Annotated in this window: 14 protein-coding genes, 2 pseudogenes and 1 other annotated feature (1 of these 17 only partly in view); of the genes and pseudogenes, 15 read left to right on the top strand and 1 reads right to left on the bottom strand. The window is 38.0% G+C overall.

Annotation, left to right across the window (positions count from 1 at the left end; genetic code table 11):
• Positions 1–38: 38 nt before the first annotated feature.
• From NSQ17_RS13035 to NSQ17_RS12970, 14 genes and pseudogenes are all read left to right on the top strand, one after another.
• Positions 39–842: a hypothetical protein gene (locus NSQ17_RS13035; protein ID WP_216894810.1), complete on the top strand. Its 804-nt coding sequence runs from the start codon at positions 39–41 to the stop codon at positions 840–842.
• A 496-nt stretch (positions 843–1,338) separates the two neighbouring features.
• On the top strand, positions 1,339–4,545 hold the full coding sequence (gene hsdR, locus NSQ17_RS13030; protein ID WP_216894806.1) for a type I restriction-modification system endonuclease: 3,207 nt from the start codon (positions 1,339–1,341) through the stop codon (positions 4,543–4,545).
• A 114-nt stretch (positions 4,546–4,659) separates the two neighbouring features.
• Positions 4,660–6,090, top strand: coding sequence for an N-6 DNA methylase (locus NSQ17_RS13025; RefSeq protein ID WP_144667245.1), 1,431 nt, complete (start codon positions 4,660–4,662; stop codon positions 6,088–6,090).
• Complete coding sequence (locus tag NSQ17_RS13020; protein ID WP_342467475.1) at positions 6,087–7,583, top strand: restriction endonuclease subunit S; 1,497 nt, start codon at positions 6,087–6,089, stop codon at positions 7,581–7,583. The genes NSQ17_RS13025 and NSQ17_RS13020 overlap by 4 nt, the downstream gene beginning before the upstream one ends.
• Before the next feature lie 384 nt (positions 7,584–7,967).
• Positions 7,968–8,234: pseudogene (locus NSQ17_RS13015) on the top strand (recombinase family protein); the annotation flags it as partial.
• 244 nt (positions 8,235–8,478) lie between these two features.
• Positions 8,479–9,120: pseudogene (locus NSQ17_RS13010) on the top strand (DUF4241 domain-containing protein).
• A 176-nt stretch (positions 9,121–9,296) separates the two neighbouring features.
• Positions 9,297–9,767, top strand: a complete 471-nt coding sequence (locus NSQ17_RS13005) for a hypothetical protein (RefSeq protein WP_216894800.1) — start codon at positions 9,297–9,299, stop codon at positions 9,765–9,767.
• Positions 9,768–9,785: 18 nt separating this feature from the next.
• Positions 9,786–10,121 (top strand): DUF4288 domain-containing protein, encoded by a 336-nt coding sequence (locus tag NSQ17_RS13000; protein ID WP_079920222.1) that lies wholly within the window; start codon positions 9,786–9,788, stop codon positions 10,119–10,121.
• A gap of 276 nt (positions 10,122–10,397) precedes the next feature.
• On the top strand, positions 10,398–10,547 hold the full coding sequence (locus NSQ17_RS12995; RefSeq protein WP_024427820.1) for a teichoic acid D-Ala incorporation-associated protein DltX: 150 nt from the start codon (positions 10,398–10,400) through the stop codon (positions 10,545–10,547).
• A gap of 14 nt (positions 10,548–10,561) precedes the next feature.
• Positions 10,562–12,067 (top strand): D-alanine--poly(phosphoribitol) ligase subunit DltA, encoded by a 1,506-nt coding sequence (gene dltA / locus NSQ17_RS12990; protein ID WP_342467474.1) that lies wholly within the window; start codon positions 10,562–10,564, stop codon positions 12,065–12,067.
• Positions 12,064–13,248, top strand: a complete 1,185-nt coding sequence (gene dltB / locus NSQ17_RS12985; RefSeq protein WP_035391213.1) for a D-alanyl-lipoteichoic acid biosynthesis protein DltB — start codon at positions 12,064–12,066, stop codon at positions 13,246–13,248. Before dltA ends, dltB begins: the two co-directional genes overlap by 4 nt.
• A gap of 21 nt (positions 13,249–13,269) precedes the next feature.
• A complete protein-coding gene (gene dltC, locus NSQ17_RS12980) occupies positions 13,270–13,506 on the top strand; it encodes a D-alanine--poly(phosphoribitol) ligase subunit 2 (RefSeq protein WP_003216498.1) in 237 nt (78 codons plus the stop codon).
• The gene (gene dltD, locus NSQ17_RS12975) at positions 13,506–14,672 is read left to right on the top strand and encodes a D-alanyl-lipoteichoic acid biosynthesis protein DltD (RefSeq protein ID WP_048002087.1); all 1,167 of its coding nucleotides are present in this window, start codon (positions 13,506–13,508) and stop codon (positions 14,670–14,672) included. The genes dltC and dltD overlap by 1 nt, the downstream gene beginning before the upstream one ends.
• A gap of 95 nt (positions 14,673–14,767) precedes the next feature.
• Positions 14,768–15,187: a YkvA family protein gene (locus NSQ17_RS12970; RefSeq protein WP_008342863.1), complete on the top strand. Its 420-nt coding sequence runs from the start codon at positions 14,768–14,770 to the stop codon at positions 15,185–15,187.
• Between the two features lie 194 nt (positions 15,188–15,381).
• Here the strand turns inward: NSQ17_RS12970 and NSQ17_RS12965 are convergent, their stop codons facing one another.
• Positions 15,382–16,425, bottom strand: a complete 1,044-nt coding sequence (locus tag NSQ17_RS12965; protein WP_341017084.1) for a lactonase family protein — start codon at positions 16,423–16,425, stop codon at positions 15,382–15,384.
• A 432-nt stretch (positions 16,426–16,857) separates the two neighbouring features.
• On the opposite strand from NSQ17_RS12965, the gene ilvE reads away from it, so the two are divergent.
• Positions 16,858–17,772 carry a branched-chain-amino-acid transaminase gene (gene ilvE / locus NSQ17_RS12960; protein WP_047946273.1) on the top strand — a complete coding sequence of 305 codons (915 nt, stop codon included), beginning with the start codon at positions 16,858–16,860 and terminating at the stop codon, positions 17,770–17,772.
• Positions 17,773–17,780: 8 nt separating this feature from the next.
• Positions 17,781–17,964 (top strand) — a binding site (T-box leader) (it continues 64 nt past the right edge of the window).

The following is a 17,964-nucleotide window of genomic DNA, read 5'->3' as shown; positions in this document are numbered from 1 at the left end:
TTTGTTTTTTTCGTAATAGAAATAGAGGTGATGAAATTTTGATTGATATAGATGATATTTTATTTGAACTTAAACAAGAAGTGAGAAAAGTGAATACAATGAAATACTTATTAATAGATTCTCCTTTTTTAAATGAAGTGAAAGAAGAATCGGAAATGAAGGCGCAAAAAAAGACCAAAATTTTTGTGGAATGTATATTAAAAATAGTCTCATGTTTAATTGTATTTATATTATTTATTTTCCTCTTAAATAAATTTTCACATGGAAAAGTATTCTTGATTGCAGTTGTGATTGTTTTCTTGCTACTATTATTTATAGCTATATACTGTATAATAAAAGGTTTGAATTATTTTTCTGAATTGTCAGGCTTTAAGACTTTTGATGAGTTAAAAAAAAATGTTATTTATTCAGCTTTTAACGAAAAGCTGAATAAACATAATTTTTCAACAACTCAAATTGAAAAATATATATTGCCTCAACTAAAAGAAATAAATAAAGATAGAAGAGAAGCTTCTATAACAACATTTTTGAAAATTTCTATTCCTTCTATTCTAGTTTCGATGATCGCGAGTTGGTTTACTCTTATTATAAATACTGCTGTTGAAGAACCATCTCTAAAAGATGAAGAGTTCAATCAAGTTCTAGGTTTATGGTTGATTCTTGGGATTCAAGTAATGGTTGTCGGAGCTTTTTTGTATACTGGTATACATTATGCCCAAAAAATTTTAAGTTCGAACAAAAACTATAAATTATTAGAAAAACTTTTTTATAGCTATCTTTTAGAGAAAAACTTGAATGCTTCAGTAAATAAAAAAGCAAAAAAGTCTAAGAAGAGAAAATAAACAAAAAATATTTGCAACTAACAATAAAACGTTATTAACCCAAGAGCACAGAAATAATAAGCTATTTTAAGAGGCTATGTTTACAACAGGCTTCGGTGACGGGATGTACCCAAGCTTTTGGGGGCTGGGTGTAAACGGTGAACCTGCTTGCCTTGTGACGGATTTTCTAATAATGGATTGATGAGAAACTCATGAAATCATGGGTTTTTTATTGTTCTTTGATTATAGAGTATCAGTAGCGAGATATAGTGAAGAGGATAAAGTGTTGAACGATTTCTAATTAAGAGAGCATTTTTCTTTCGACAAATTTTGCTGATTATTCGAAATAATATTCTGTTTGCCGATAAAAGTTTAAAAGCACAAAAAGAGTGACATGGAGTTTGTTGATTAAACATCCATGCCACTTAACTTTGTCAGTTGTGGATTAAGACTACCTAATTTTTGTATAAATATAGTATAATAAACATATAAAACCTTTTGGGAAACGGTGATAATGATGAATAGCAATTTTTCATTTTTTCAAGGAAAGTGGGCAGTACTTTCCAATTTAGGAGAAACAGCTGAGAAAAATGTATATCATGACCCACATACAACAGTAATGAAACTACGTTTATTTGCCGAAACATTGACAAAATTTATTCTAGCCGCTGAAAATATTAAGGAAGCATATGGCACGAAACAAGTAGAGCGCATCAATATATTACGTCGCGAAGGAATACTTGAACCAGAGTTAATAGATATCGTTGAAACGCTTCGTCGTAAAGGGAATGTGGCTATGCACGAAGCGGGTTATCAAAAAACAGAAGAAGCGAAATCTTTATTGCATTTGGCTTTTCGTTTGTCGACTTGGTTTATGGAGGTATACGGTGATTGGAATTTTCAAGCTCCAGAGTACATAGAGCCAAATAAACAAACAGGAATAGATACACGACAGCTCCAACAAGAGTATGAAGTGAAAGTGAGACAGCTTGAAGAAGAATTAGAGGCAATTCGTTATCAAGCTGAATTAGAGCAAGCAGATGAGAAAATGAAACGTAGAAAAGCGTCCAAAAACTTCATGCGTAGGCAGCAGCTGACTGAAGATGAAACACGTATCATCATTGATCAGAAGTTACGTGCTGCTGGATGGGAAGTAGACACGAATTTACTAAACTATAAAAAAAACAGGACGCTACCAGAGAAAAACAAACATATGGCCATTGCTGAGTGGAAGGTCGATGGCGGCTGGGTTGATTATGCATTGTTTATTGGACTCAAGCTTGTTGGTTTCATTGAAGCAAAAGCAGAAAAGAAAACGATTCCTGGGGCATTAGATAGTCAAACAAAAGTGTACGCGAAAAATGTCGTGCAAATAGAAGATGAACAGATTACACCAACAACGGGTGATTATCAAATCCCATTCTTATATGCAACGAATGGCCGCCCTTATTTAAGACAGCTTCAAGAGGAATCGGGCATTTGGTTCTGGGATTCACGCAAACCATTTGAACATGCACGTCCGCTTGAAGGATGGCATTCACCCGAAGATTTACAGCTTCTTCTTAGCCAAGATGATAAGGATGCGGATAAGCGTCTAGAAGAAGAGGATATAACGAAGTTTGGATTGCGTCACTATCAGCAGAATGCGGTTCTGGCTGCAGAAAAGTCGTTAAAAGAAGGAAACAGAAGAATGCTTATTGCAATGGCTACAGGAACTGGAAAAACTCGTACCGCTATTGCGCTTATGTATCGCTTAATTAAGTCTAAAAAGTGTCGCCGCATTCTTTTTCTTGTCGATCGTAATTCACTCGGTAAACAAACAGAGGATTCACTGAAAGATACGAAAATTGAAGGTTACTCATTTGCTGATATATATGATGTGAAGTCATTAGGCGATCTCACACCGGAAGTTGAAACGAAGGTGCAGATTGCAACCGTGCAGGGAATGGTTCGCAGACTTTTTTATAACGATAGCGAAAAGCTTCCAAGCGTCGGGCAATATGATTTCATCATTGTAGATGAGGCGCATCGAGGCTATACAAGTGATAGAGAAATGACAGAGGAAGAATTAGAGTTCCGTGATCAGAATGATTATATTAGTCAATATCGGCGCGTTATCGATTATTTTGATGCGGCATGTTTAGGGCTTACCGCAACACCTGCTCTACATACAACAGACATTTTCGGTATGCCAATTTTTAAATATTCATATAGCGAAGCAGTGTTGGACGGATATCTAGTGGACCATGAGCCCCCTTATTTGTTTAAAACAGAACTTTCACAAGTGGGCATCACCTTTGAAAAAGATGAGGAAGTAGAAGTGTATGATGTTGTTAAAGGGGAGATTCAACTAGAAAAGTTAGAAGATACTGTGCACTTTGAAGTGGAGCAGTTTAATAAAAAAGTCATTACAGAACCGTTTAACCGTGCAGTTTTAAATAAATTAGTTGATTATATTGACCCTGCAGGTAAAGAAAAAACGCTCATCTTTGCAGCTACTGATCAACACGCAGATCTTGTTGTTCGCTTATTAAAAGAAGCATTTAAAGAACGTGGTGATGACATTGAAGATGATGCCATTATGAAAATTACTGGATATATCTACAAGCCATTAGATGCCATTAAACGTTTTAAAAATGAGCGACTACCTAATGTCGTTGTTACAGTTGATTTGCTCACAACAGGTATTGACGTGCCGCCGATCACAAATTTGGTGTTTTTAAGAAGAATACAATCTCGTATCCTCTATGATCAAATGCTTGGCCGTGCGACTCGTCTCTGCCCAGAGATTGGGAAAACACACTTTAACATCTACGATGCCGTTGGAATATATGACAAGTTGCAACATTATACAGAAATGAAACCAGTTGTGAAGAAACAAAACTTTCGTATTGGTGATTTGTATGATTCTCTTGTAAATGCAACGACTGATGAGGAAGCTTCGTTTTATCGTGATCAATTAGTAGCAAAAATCCAACGTCGCAAACAAATATTTGACGAAGAAGGCATGGGAAAGTTTGAAGAATTATCAAATGGAAAACATGTGGATGAATGGGTGAAAGAAATTCAAACATACTCACCGCAAGAAGCCACACAGCATAATATCCTATTTGAATACATGGAAACGTACCAAGTGACTCGTGAAAAACGCTATATATCTGATAAGGAAGATGAAGTAACACACGTCATTCGTGGGTATGGTGAAGGAAACAAGCGACCAGAAGATTATCTGGATGGTTTTGTTCGATTTATCCAAGAAAATATCAATGAAATTCCCGCTTTGCATCTGATTTGTACACGACCAAAAGATCTAACAAGACAAGATTTACGAGAACTAATGACGATTTTAGAAACAAAAGGTTTTAAACAATCACATTTACAAACAGCCTGGAAACAGACAAAAAATGAAGACATTGCAGCAGATATTATTAGTTTTATTCGCCAAGCTGCATTAGGTGAAGCGCTCGTTGACCATGAATCACGTATTAAACAGGCAATGCACAAAGTGTATTCACTGCATGATTGGACGCCAAGACAAAAGAAATGGTTAGAGAGAATAGAAAAGCAATTACTTCAAGTGCCTGTTCTTGCGCCTACCGCAGAAGAGGCATTCTCGGAAGAACCTTTTAGAACGTCTGGTGGCTACAAATTACTGAAACGTGAGTTCGGTGATCATATTGATCAAATTGTGAATACGATCAATGAGAACCTTTATATCAGCTAACGACTGTGCCTCTTCATTGAGGCACTTTTTTGGGTTATAATGAAAAGGTTCGCTTTCAACTAAAAATCATCAAATTTGATTTAATAGATTAGAAGCTTTTCAGGAGGAAAAAGGATGAATAACCAAGAAATCGTTCAAAAGTTATGGAATTTATGCAATGTGCTTCGTGATGACGGTATTACATATCAACAATATGTCACGGAGTTAACCTATATTTTATTTTTAAAAATGATGAAAGAACAGCAAACAGAAAATGTAATACCCGAAGGATATAGATGGGATGATTTGCTAGAAAAAGAAGGGGTAGAACTCAAAACATTTTATCAGCGATTGTTACTTGAATTAGGAAGCAGTGAAAATGAGCGGCTGCGTCTAATTTACAGTGATGCTGCTACTAGTATTACAGAACCCAAGAACCTAGAGAAAATTATGAAAACCATTGATGGCCTTGATTGGTACAACGCAAAAGAAGAAGGTTTAGGTAATTTATATGAAGGCTTGTTAGAAAAAAACGCAAGCGAAACAAAATCAGGTGCTGGCCAATACTTTACACCGCGTGTATTAATTGATGTAATGGTGCAGCTGATTGACCCTAAACCTGGAGAAAGATGCAATGACCCTGCAGCTGGTACATTTGGTTTTATGATTGCGGCAGACCAGTATTTGAAAAATAAGACAGATAACTATTATGATTTAGATCCACAACTGGGCGTTTTCCAAAAGAAAGAAGCGTTTACTGGAATGGAACTCGTCACAGGGACTCATCGTCTTGCTCTAATGAATGCATTACTTCATGATATCGAAGGGCGGCTGGAACAAGGGGATTCATTATCTAGTAATGGAAAGTGGATGAAAAACTTTGATGTCATTTTAACCAATCCACCATTTGGGACGAAAAAAGGTGGGGAGAGCGTCTCCCGTGATGACCTGACGTTTGAAACTTCCAATAAACAGCTTAATTTTCTACAGTTAATTTATAACGCTTTAAAAGACGATGGTCATGCACGCGCAGCAGTTGTATTACCTGATAATGTCTTGTTTGAAAGCGGGGTTGGTGCACAGGTTCGACGTGATTTAATGAATAAATGCAATCTGCATACAATCTTACGCTTACCAACGGGGATTTTCTATGCCCAAGGTGTGAAAACAAACGTCTTATTTTTCACAAGAGGAACAACAGACCAAGATAACACAAAGGATGTTTGGGTATACGATCTCCGCACCAATATGAAGTCATTCGGAAAACGGAATCAGCTAACAATGGCACACTTTGAACACTTCATGAAAGCATATGTAGCAGAAGACCGCTCAAAAGTGGAAGATGAGCGTTGGAATGTGTTTACTCGAGAAGAAATTGCAAAAAAAGGTGACATTTTAGATATCGGATTGATTGCAGATGAATCATTATCTTCCTATGACAACTTACCAGATCCAATTGAATCAGCAGAAGAAGCAATTGCGAAACTTCAGCAGGCTATGGGGTTATTAAATGAAGTGGTTGAGGAGTTGCGTGCTGTTGAAGAGAATGAGGTGGTCAAACAGTGAGTAAGAAAAAGAAGACCATTGAGGAGTTATTGGAAGAAGCAATAGTACCAGAAGAGAAGCAACGGTTTGGAATTCCTGAAAATTGGATATGGACACAAACTGGTTCTATCACAGATGTAATAGGGGGTGGAACACCTAAATCTACAGTAAAAGAATATTTTGAAGATGGTGATATACCATGGTTAACACCCGCTGATCTTTCGGGATATCAAGATATGTATATTAGTAGAGGAAAGCGGAATATAACTGAAGTTGGTCTAGCTAACAGTTCTGCTAAAATATTGCCTAGTAACACCGTGTTACTTTCATCAAGAGCACCAATAGGATACGTTACAATAGCTTCTAATGATATTTGTACAAATCAAGGGTTTAAAAGTTTTCTACCAAGTAACGCCTATTATCCAGAATATTTATATTGGTATTTAAAATTCTCCACAACCTATTTAGAATCTATGGCAAGTGGCACAACATTTAAGGAACTCTCAGGTAGTAAATGCAAAGAAATTGCATTGCCATTACCTCCTATAAACGAGCAAAAACGGATTGCTGACAAAGTAGAGCGGCTTATAAGTAAAATTGATGAAGCAAAGCAGTTGATTGAGGAAGCGAAGGAAACGTTTGAACTTCGTCGAGCGGCTATTTTGGATAAGGCATTTCGTGGGGAATTGACTAGGAAGTGGAGAGAAGAAAATGCTGATATTGATATTTTTGAGGTGCAAGAACATTTAGATAGGTTAAGGGCCGATAAAGAATCAAGTCCGATTAAATCCAATACTTTGAATGTTAAGTCTGTTAATGAGGATGATGAACCTTTTAATTTACCTAGAGGATGGAAATGGGCTAGATTAGGTGAACTATCTTACTATGTAACGAGTGGTTCTAGAGATTGGTCTAAATACTATGCTGATAACGGTTCATATTTTATTAGAACCCAAGATATTAATAAAAATAAATTAAATTTAGCAAATGTTGCGTATGTACTACTTCCAGAGAAGGTAGAAGGTAAACGAAGCCTAGTAGAACCTTTTGATTTACTAACAACTATTACAGGAGCAAATGTCGGGAAATGTGCTATCGTTGAAGAAATAATTCCAGAAGCTTATGTAAGTCAATCAGTTGCACTTACTAAGTTAATAGATAAAAGCATGGCTCAATATGTTCACTTAAGCTTATTATCGACCTGTGGAGGTGGAGGTGAACTAGAAAACAGAGCATATGGAATTGGAAGACCAGTCTTAAGTTTAGAGGATATTAAAAATATTAGATTACCAATTGCTCCATACAGAGAAAGACAGGTTATAATTAATATGGTAAAAAAATTATTAGATATGGAAGAAACAACAGGAAATTTGCTTTTGCTTGAGGAGAAATTAGACCAATTAAAAAATTCTATTTTATCTAAAGCTTTTCGTGGCGAAATTGGAACAAATGATCCAAGTGAAGAAAGTGCTCTTGAATTGCTAAAAGAAATGCTACAAGAACAAGTGAAATAGTTGTAAGAAGGCATCCAAAATAATTGGATGTCTTTTATGATTGCATACATGCCAAGTTGTGGTATTGGTTTGATACAGAACCACTCTAATTCACAAACTGATAATCGGTAAATTTCCGACACGACTCACATAACCAATATGATTTAGCATGATAAAGCAATAAGAATTGCAGTAAAACCTTATTCAAGTTCGATAATAATATCGATAGCAGAGGGTGTAACCTTATAAGTGATATCAAAGAAAAGATACCGTTGCCTCTATCACATTGTTTTTGATAAGCTATCTGTTTCAAAAGGTACAACTTTGCGACGTATTCTGTGAAACGGCAGAATAAGGGTCCAGATACAAAGATGTTACGATTACAGTATCAAATAACAAGGTAAAATCAATTATGGACAACAAAGATTTGTATACGTTAGAGTAAGTAGCAAAGACCAAAATGAAGCACGACAACTGGATAGTATGTATGCTCTTGGAATTGATGAGCGTGATATTCATATCGATAAGCAAAGCGGGAAAGACTTCAATATAACTCAATACCAAGCTTTGAAATTGCATTTGCGAAAAGGAGGTACGTTAAACATACATTCATTAGATAGGCTAGGTCGTAACAAAAAGATGATTTTAAACGAGTGGAAAGATATCACACAGAAGAAGGAGATGATGAACCGAGTATGAAGAAATTCGAGCATTTACAAAATCAAATTGAGTGATTTTCTTTTGAATGAAGGTGAAAAAAGACAAGTATATAGATGAGAATAGAGATGAAGTTTGTCTTGTTTCAGATTTTTTATTGACGGATTAAAAGGGAGAAAATAAAACAGGAACAAAAGACAAAACAGAGAAAAATACATAATCCCAAACGTCTCATAAAAACAATGAGAGGAATGATCCCTTGTACAACATCGATCCAACAAACTTAATTTTTGAAAATGGAGAGAACAAAAGCAGCTCAGAAGGTGATCAATTATTTGTAAAACAGTTTGGCCATATTGAGATCACAAGCGGTCATATCGTTGCCTGTGATCCTTTTGTTTCAGAAGGGAACCAATCGTTTACGAGGAAGGTGGCTCTAGGGAAACATCCTATTCTACTGATGGTTAAGCGGTTAGAAAGCGGAGACGAACGCGTAGCCTATGCAATGATCAAGTTTACAAACGAGCAAGCAATAGAATGGGAGATTGCCACACGAGCAGGGCAGGAACTCAAACAATTAAAAGAAGACGAGTTCTTTGGCTACGGTGTAAATAAGGGGATGGGTTGTTTCATGGATGCGGAGACAGCACAATATCTTTAAGCTTATGAGGCTAAGCAATATAAAGAGGATAATTATTTTTATCTTTATGAGGAATTTGCAGAGCCTCTTGAGCAAAACTACAAGCATACATGGGACTGGCTTGTCACCCGTTTTCATAACAAAGTGGACATTGCCATGTTTACAACAGGCTTCGGTGACGGGATGTATCCAAGCTTTTGGGGGATAGATGAAAACGGGGAACCTGCTTGTCTTGTGACGGATTTTCTTATAGTGGATTGATGAGAAATCCATTAAACCAGGGGTTCTTATCAAGATATAATGTAGGGAATATTCACATAGACGTTAATATAAAACAAATTTTCTTAAATTTACCTTAAAATCATTGAAAATCTAATTGATATAATATAATATTTTTATTCAACTAAATTTCTAATGAACTATAAGGAGTATTTAACATGATGAAAAAAATAATTTCCACACTATTAGCTCTATCCGTATTTACCTTTGTTTTACAAGCACCAGCAAAGGCAACAGAAAATGAAACTGTTGTAATTAACACAAATGATTCTGTATCATCTGAAGGAGAATTAAATCCTGATCAACTTGCAGAAACTAAATTCGCCATCCCACTTCCTTTCTTCTTTATTCCAGGGTTAGGACAAGCTGCAGTATTAGCAACTGGTGCTGTCATTGTAGGTGGTATGATATTTTCTTCAAACTCTTGGGAGGCTCAAGTTGTCAAACATCATAAAATGACAGCAGACCAATTCATCTCTAAGAATAGAAAAGGGTCAATCAGAAAAGAGTTTCCAAGTGAATACTTAAATAAAACGATAGAACAAATCAACAAAGACGCAAAAAAAGGAAAAAAGAATGCTAAAAAAGCTAAAAAACTGTTAACAGACAACAGGTTTAAGAAGAAATGAAATGAAAGGTGATAATTTATGTACGATATTTATTCTGTAAAAGTTTTATTTGAATCAACAACTTCGCCACGATTAAGCCCTGAAAAAATATTTGAAGAGAGGATTTTTTTAATAAAAACAAAAAAGCCAGATGAAATTGAAAGTATCATATACGAAAACTTTCCAGAAGAAACTTATGAAAATTCAGAGGGGGGAATGACTACTAATAAAGTAGTTGCAATTTTAGATACCTTTGAATTAGTAGATAATTTAGAAGAAACAGTACATTTAAAAGAAGTTTATAGTCGTTATCTTGTGTTCGATAAAGAAACGTCTCCAGAAGAAGCTATTAAAAGATATTCTCTAGATAAATAAAATTCACACAAATTCGAAGTAATTGATATCAAAGCCATCTAGTCAAACTAGGTGGCTTTTACGTTTGTTCGACAGTTTTCGGCAATTTTAAGGCAAATTTAAGCTTCCATTTCATTTCAATTACATTAAATCTTTGTTACAATAAGACAGCTTTGCCCGAAGACACGTTCATACTTTGGACATCTTTTTTTCATCAATTCTTAAAATTTTTATGTTTTGATATGAAACTCTTTTGATGATCCATGCGTCTTTATAAGTGTCAAAAGAAAAGAGGTTATCAATATGCTATTCAAAAAGCTATCAGAAAATAAGTCTGTAAAATGGATAGGATATACAAGCTTTTACTTACTTATTTTGCTATTATTGTTCTTTATTTACGGATTCCATACAGCAAATACGGGATCATTCATTTACAACGATTTTTAATTGGAGATTAAACTATGAAACTATTACACACGATTCATGAATACCAACAAACGAAACCGACACAGCCAGCATTTGTTTCTCAACATGCTTCGATCACATATGATGAGCTTTGGCGTCTATCAGACCAAATGGCTGGTGCGATCGGTGCAGTCGCAACTGACAGTGCACCTGTCATTGTATACGGTCATATGGAGCCAGAGATGCTGATTTCTTTCTTAGGCACTGTGAAATCAGGCAGACCCTATATTCCGGTCGACATTTCAATACCTGCTGAACGTATCGTCTCAATTATTGAAAGCTCAAAAGCGAGTCTATTGATTTGTGCAAATGAGCAGAATGTATTAGAGGTAGAAGAACACATTGAAGTAAAGAGTGCGGCATCGCTGTTATCGCTTGAAAAAGAAGCACCGCCATCCACGCAGTGGGTTCAACAAGATGATGTTTTCTACATTATTTATACGTCTGGCAGTACCGGAAAACCGAAAGGCGTTCAGGTAACAGCCAGCAATTTAGAAAGCTTTACAGGATGGATGTGCAGCGACTTCCCAATCGGCGAGGGGTGCACGTTCTTAAATCAAGCGCCGTTTTCTTTTGACTTATCAGTCATGGATCTCTATCCAGCGCTTCAATCAGGCGGCACGCTTTACTGTTTAGTGAAAGATCTTGTGAATAAGCCAAAGGATATGTTTGCAGCGCTTGGTCAATCTGACGTTGAAGTGTGGACATCAACACCTTCCTTTGTGCAAATGTGCTTAATGGATCCTTCCTTTACAGGGGAGCTTTTACCAGAGTTGAAAGTTTTCTTGTTCTGCGGAGAGGCACTTCCTGTCTCTGTAGCAAGCGCGCTTCTTGAGCGTTTTCCTAAGGCGCAGGTCTTTAATACGTATGGTCCGACTGAAGCAACTGTTGCGATCACATCGATTGAAGTCACCCAGGCCATTCTTGATCAGCACGATTCTTTACCAGTGGGTTATGCCAAACCGGATACAGATATCGTCATTTTAGATGAAGAAGGCAAGACACTCCCTGATGGGGAAAAAGGGGAAATTGTCATCGTGGGGCCAAGCGTCACGAGAGGCTACTTAGGTGAACAAGCCTTAACGGATAAAGTGTTCTTTGAATACGAAGGACGCCCTGCTTACCGCACCGGTGACGCAGGTGTGGCGCAGGATGGTTTGATTACGTGCCACGGTCGTCTGGACTATCAAATTAAGCTACATGGATACCGGATGGAGCTTGAAGAAATTGAATATCATGTGAGCGAGACAACGTATGTCAATGCTTGTGTGATTGTGCCATTCCAGCCAAACGGGCATGTGGAGTACTTAATTGCAGCAATTGTCCCAACTGAGCATTCCTTTGAAAAAGAATATCAGCTGACAAGTGCGATTAAGAAAGAAATGGCGGATTCACTTCCTGCGTACATGATTCCAAGAAAGTTTGTCTACCTTGAGCAGCTGTACATGACGCCAAACGGGAAGGTTGACCGTAAAAGAATCGCGAAAGAGGTTCTTCTATGATTCCGTTTAGTTCATTCTTTTTCTTCATTCTAATTGGTATTCTTCTTTTGCCGACGATGATTCTTGGTCTTCGCGGCAAAAGAATGCAGGGCTACAACATGTTTGCAACGGTTGTGGCACTCGCGCTTATTTTCTCAAAGGATGCACATGGCGCTTTGTTGCTGTTCTTGTTTACAGTGTGGCAAGTCTTGATCATCCGCCTATACCTTGCGTACCGGCTGAAGGCGAACCGTGCGTCTGTCTTCTATATGGCAGTGGTGGCATCGATTTTGCCGCTTGTACTATCAAAGATTTTACCGTTCTTTTTAACTCATCAGCCGCATCAACCGCCGCCAATGAACTGGCTGAGCTTTTTGGGGATCTCGTACTTAACATTTAAAGGTGTTCAGTTAATTATCGAGACGAGAGACGGCTTGATTAAAAAGAAAATTCCGATTCACCGTTTGGTCTATTTCATCGTCTTTTTCCCGACGATTTCATCAGGTCCAATCGATCGTTATCGCCGGTTTGAAAAGGATATGGATACACCGCCTGAAAAAGAAGCGTACAGTGACCTTCTATATGCAGGGATTCATAAAATTTTTATTGGGTTCTTATATAAGTTCATTATTGGTTATCTCATTCACACATATATTCTCATGAATATTCATCACATTAGTAGCAGTCACTTTGTTCAACAGTTAACGTATATGTATGCGTACAGTATGTATTTGTTCTTTGACTTTGCTGGATATACAGCATTTGCTGTAGGTGTGAGTTATATCATGGGTATTAAATCACCAGAAAACTTTAATAAACCGTTTATCAGCCGGAATATTAAAGACTTCTGGAATCGCTGGCACATGTCGCTATCCTTCTGGTTCAGAGATTATGTGTTTATGAGATTTGTGTTCTTTATGACAAAGAAGAAGTGGATCAAGAACCGAATGGCTGTATCAAATATTGGGTACTTTGTCCTCTTTCTATTGATGGGTGCTTGGCATGGTCTCGCCCTTCAATACATTATTTACGGACTATACCATGCAGTTGTGATGTCCGGTTACAATTTATTTGAGAAGTGGAATAAAAAGCACAAGTGGTGGCCGGATAATAAGGTCACAATGGTTGTGTCGATCATTATTACATTCCATGTGATTTGTTTCGGATTTTATATTTTTTCAGGAAAACCATTTCATCATTAATGATTAAGGGAGTAGAAAATTATGGAATTTAAAAATCAAGTATACGGTATTATTGCAGAGGTTTGTCAGGACGACGTTGTGAAAGAAAATCCAGAGATTGCAATTTTTGACGAAGGTCTTCTAGATTCATTTGGTACAGTAGAACTACTTATGGCAATTGAAAGTCAACTTGGAATTACTGTTCCGATTACAGAGTTTGATCGTGATGTGTGGGATACACCGAATCACATTGCTGAGCAGCTGGCAGAGATGAAGTAATGAAAAAGCGTTTTTTTGGGCCGCTTATTTTAGCGGCTGTTCTATTCATTGGTGTTCTTCTTGTACCAAATGCATGGCTCTCACATCTGATCCCAAAAGACAAATTACAAAAGTCAGCCACAGAATTAGATCCAGGGATGTTCCAAGGGCTTTATTTACAAGATGAAATGCTAAAAGATCCAACTTATTTGCCGATCTATGGATCTTCTGAACTATCCCGTTTTGATCCATATCACCCTTCGAATTTCTTTCATGAAAATCCTCAAGGGTTTACACCTTATCTTGTTGGAAAAGGTGGATCGCAATCATTAATTCATGCCATGAACTTTGCAGCGCATATGAATGAATTAAAAGGGAAAAAGCTTGTGTTTATCGTGTCCCCGCAGTGGTTTGTCAAAGGGGGATCAGACGAGAATCACTTTGCTCCTAACTATTCAGCGCTTCAGGCGCTTGATCTTGCTTATAATAAAGAAATTGATCCAGCTGTGAAAAAAAAGCTCATCAAAAGGATCATGAAGTTTAAGGCAGTAAAGAACGACATGGTCATCACAGAGCTTTTTAAAGCAGAGCTTTCTGGGAACAAATTCGCTTATGGCGCGATTTCTCCTATTGCAAAAATGTATTATGGCATGCTTCAAAAGAAAGACATGTACTATACGATCGGGTCTGGGCATGAGCGCAAGCATCGTCCGTCTCCTTCAGTGAAAGGGAAAACATGGACTGAGCTTGAAAAAGAAGCGAGCGTCTTAGGATCCGAAAAAGCAGGGGACAACCCGTTTTATATTGATCAGAGACTGTTTGATCGTAAGCTGAAGCCGATCATGAAAAAGATGAAGGATTCTCGTCGTGACAATTCTTATGCAGCATCACCTGAATATAAAGATTTCCAAATCATGCTGGATATTTTAAAACAGGCAGGGGCGAAGCCTTTATTCGTGACGATTCCCGTCAACGGAAAATGGTATGATTACACTGGTTTTCCGAAAGAGGGACGTACAGATTATTATCAAAAAATCAATCGTCAAATTCGGGATAATGGGTATGAAGTCGCAGATTTGACTTCGCATGAGTATGACCCATATTTCTTTAAGGACACGATTCATGTGTCGTATAAAGGATGGGTATACATCGATAAGGCGATCGAAAAGTTTTACAAAGAGCAGTAGATTGCAGCAGCTTTCTGCTGCTTTTTGTTTGTCGAATGAGTGGATTTCTTGTATAAATAAGGTGGAAGGGCTATGCTGAATATGGAGGCGATACGATGAATCGTTCTGAGAAAAAAGAACTATTAAAGCGTTCAAAGAAGCATTTTAATGATCATGCCTTTTGGGAAAAGTTAAAAAAGACGGCACAAAAAGCTGGAGTTTCTCTTGTCTATGCTGTGTTATTACTTTATTATACATTGCAAAAACCCGAAGTACCGGTTAAAGCGAAGACCCTCATCATTGGGGCGCTAGGGTACTTTATCCTTCCGATTGACCTGATCCCTGATACATTGGTGGGGATCGGCTACACAGATGATCTAGGCGCCATCACATTTGCTCTGCTTCAAGTCGCGATGTACATTGATGACGATGTCAAAGGGAAAGCGAAAGACAGGCTTGGAAAATGGTTCGGTGAAAAAAGCGATACGTCTTTCATTGATCAAAAGCTTGAAGATGGCGGTATGCCGTCTGCTTAAAGAAAAGCCTCCTAAACGGTGGCTTCAGTGTGTAGACAAACTCTCGCATTCTTTGTCAGTCCTGCGCTCCGGTGCTCGTTCTTCCTAGACTTCAAGGGTTTTCAACTACGCTGAAAAAAGACAAAGGGCTAAAATAAAGTTCATTTTAGCCCTTTGTCAACAATCTATAGCCTCCTAAACGGAGGTTTTTTTCATTATCCTAAAAATTTCACGCAAACCGGATGCGGAACGGTGATGTCTGATTGTAAGACAGTGAGTCGACCGGTTTCTTTGTCACGTTTGTATAACACAAGATTACTAGATTCTTGGTTTGAGCCGACGAGAAATTCTTCTGTTGGATCAAGGACAAAGTCTCTAGGCCAATTTCCTTCAGATGAAGCAATTTCAACGAGGCTTAGTTTGCCGTCATGATCTGCTTTGAAAATGGCAATGCTGTCATGTCCACGATTTCCTGCATACACAAAGTGACCGTCAGAAGACACATGAATGGCGCTGCCTTGATTATTCTCTGTGAAGTCATTAGGAATGGTTGCGATCGTTTGGATCTCTTCGAAATGACCATCTTCAAAGTAACGAAGTACAATGACCTCTGAGCTGAGCTCTGTCATCACATAGGCCACAGGTTTCGTTGGGTGGAATGTGATATGACGAGGGCCGCTTCCTGGTTTTGTTTCAAATGTATGGGTAAGCTCAAGTTTGCTGTTTTCTTTCTTATACGTATAAATTCCGTCTGTGCCAAGGTCAACAGCTACTGCAAATTGTTCATCAGGTGTCAAACCCATAAAGTGAGTGTGCGGTTTTTCTTGACGGTCTTCGTTTGGTCCAGTGCCCTCATGCTGCGCCTGTGACAGCGTGCGAATCACTGAGCCGTTTTCAGCATCAATTTCGTACATCTCTGCTGTTCCTTTATGATAGTTTGCTGTAAACGCTGTTTTCGTTTGGCTGTCCACGCTGACGTGACAAGGAGAAGCCCCATCGGCAAGCTCTTGGTTGATGAAACGAAGTGCGCCGGTGTCGGCATCAATTTGATACGCAGCAAGACCGCCCTGTGCTCCTTCTTTCACAACAGCATACACAAACTTTTGAGAATCTGAGACAGTTAAATATGTAGGATTTTCAAGTTCTGCAGCCACTTCTACTTGTTCAATCTGCTGCTTGTCCGTATTTAAAGTAAAAGAATAGATTCCTTTGCTGTCTCCCTTTGTATACGTTCCGATATAACCTCTGATGTTAGCCATGTATTGCCCTCCTTCTATTAGATGCTCTCATTCTATCATAAATTCATAGGAAAACGCTTTAGAAAGGCATGCTGAAGGAAAAAACAAACGCAATGAAATCTCACAATATTCTTCAAAAACCGTGTGAAAAAATATCACAAAAGCTTGTTCAAAAGAAAACAGTTCATGTAGAGTAAATAAATTGAAGAAAAAATACAAAAAATTTTAAGTTTTTTCATTCCTTGTCTAGCAAAGGTGTAAGCGTATACATTTTATTTTGATTAGTCTAAATTGTCTAATAATTTTAAAAATGCTGTTGACACTGTATGGAAAGCGGCGTAAGATGGGTTCAACAAAAGCAAACAGACACGCAGAGTAAGCGTGAGACACTTCAATATAAAGTGTCTGAAAATTCAACTACTTTTTGTTTGAAAGAGAGGGTGCTCACTGAAGATGGAAGACCAAAAGGAACAGTGGATCTTTTTAAACGATGAACTCGTGAAAAAAGAGGATGCGAAAATTTCAGTTTATGATCATGGCTTCTTATATGGTGACGGTGTGTTCGAAGGAATACGTGTATATAACGGAAATATCTTTCGAATGAAAGAACATTTAGACCGCCTGTATGATTCCGCTAGATCCATTATGCTGAACATTCCATATTCACTTGAGGAGCTCACTGAAAAAATGATTCATACAGTTGAAAGGAACGGCCTAAAAGATGCCTATATCCGCCTTGTTGTCTCAAGAGGAGCCGGTGATCTTGGCTTAGATCCAAACAACTGTGGGAGAGCCAACACAGTGATCATTGTAGAGCCGCTGGCCATCTTTCCAAAGCACCTATATGAAACAGGTATTGATATTGTGACAGTACCAACGAGGCGAAATCGTCCTGACGTACTAAGTCCAAAAGTGAAATCATTAAACTATTTGAATAACATCCTTGTCCGAATCGAAGCCCATATGGCCGGTGTGAGTGAAGCGCTGATGCTGAACGATCAAGGGTACGTGGCAGAAGGTTCTGCAGACAATGTGTTTATTTATAAAAAAGGTAAGCTCTATACACCGCCAGGTTATATCGGCGCTCTTGAAGGCATCACAAGAAATGCCATCATGGAAATCGCAGAAGACTTAGGCTACGAAGTGAAAGAAGAACCTTTCACAAGACATGATGTGTATACAGCTGAAGAAGTCTTCCTGACAGGAACCGCTGCCGAAGTCATCGCTGTTGTAAAAGTTGACGGCCGTATCATTGGCGAAGGAAAGCCAGGGTTCCACACACAAAAACTTCTTGAACAATTCCGCAAACGAGTCGTTGAAGAAGGAGAAAAAGTAGTCTTTACCGATGAAAACATTCACGCAAGCTAAATAGATATCGATAAACGTTGAAGAGGACTAGTAGCTTTAGAGTCAGTATCTACAGAGAGCCGGTGCTAGCTGGAAACCGGTGTTACTTTCTAAAGTGAACTCACCTCTGAGTGTCTGCTTGAAATGATAGTAGGGCAGACCGAGTGACATTGCATCACTCGTTACCAAAATGGATGAAAGATGTCCATGAGA

Source organism: Bacillus sp. FSL W8-0629, assembly GCF_038593225.1.
Taxonomy (GTDB): Bacteria; Bacillota; Bacilli; order Bacillales; family Bacillaceae; genus Bacillus; species Bacillus altitudinis.
Note: the sequence above shows the minus strand (reverse complement) of the source record. Positions and strands in the feature narration are given on the sequence as shown.

What these genes read in the sequence shown, in the direction of transcription:
- hsdR (WP_216894806.1), top strand. Translation starts at nt 1,339, where the DNA reads ATGAATAGCAATTTTTCATTTTTTCAAGGAAAGTGGGCAGTACTTTCC.
- NSQ17_RS13025 (WP_144667245.1), top strand. Translation starts at nt 4,660, where the DNA reads ATGAATAACCAAGAAATCGTTCAAAAGTTATGGAATTTATGCAATGTG.
- NSQ17_RS13005 (WP_216894800.1), top strand. Translation starts at nt 9,297, where the DNA reads ATGATGAAAAAAATAATTTCCACACTATTAGCTCTATCCGTATTTACC.
- NSQ17_RS13000 (WP_079920222.1), top strand. Translation starts at nt 9,786, where the DNA reads ATGTACGATATTTATTCTGTAAAAGTTTTATTTGAATCAACAACTTCG.
- dltA (WP_342467474.1), top strand. Translation starts at nt 10,562, where the DNA reads ATGAAACTATTACACACGATTCATGAATACCAACAAACGAAACCGACA.
- dltB (WP_035391213.1), top strand. Translation starts at nt 12,064, where the DNA reads ATGATTCCGTTTAGTTCATTCTTTTTCTTCATTCTAATTGGTATTCTT.
- dltC (WP_003216498.1), top strand. Translation starts at nt 13,270, where the DNA reads ATGGAATTTAAAAATCAAGTATACGGTATTATTGCAGAGGTTTGTCAG.
- dltD (WP_048002087.1), top strand. Translation starts at nt 13,506, where the DNA reads ATGAAAAAGCGTTTTTTTGGGCCGCTTATTTTAGCGGCTGTTCTATTC.
- NSQ17_RS12970 (WP_008342863.1), top strand. Translation starts at nt 14,768, where the DNA reads ATGAATCGTTCTGAGAAAAAAGAACTATTAAAGCGTTCAAAGAAGCAT.
- NSQ17_RS12965 (WP_341017084.1), bottom strand. Translation starts at nt 16,425, where the DNA reads ATGGCTAACATCAGAGGTTATATCGGAACGTATACAAAGGGAGACAGC.
- ilvE (WP_047946273.1), top strand. Translation starts at nt 16,858, where the DNA reads ATGGAAGACCAAAAGGAACAGTGGATCTTTTTAAACGATGAACTCGTG.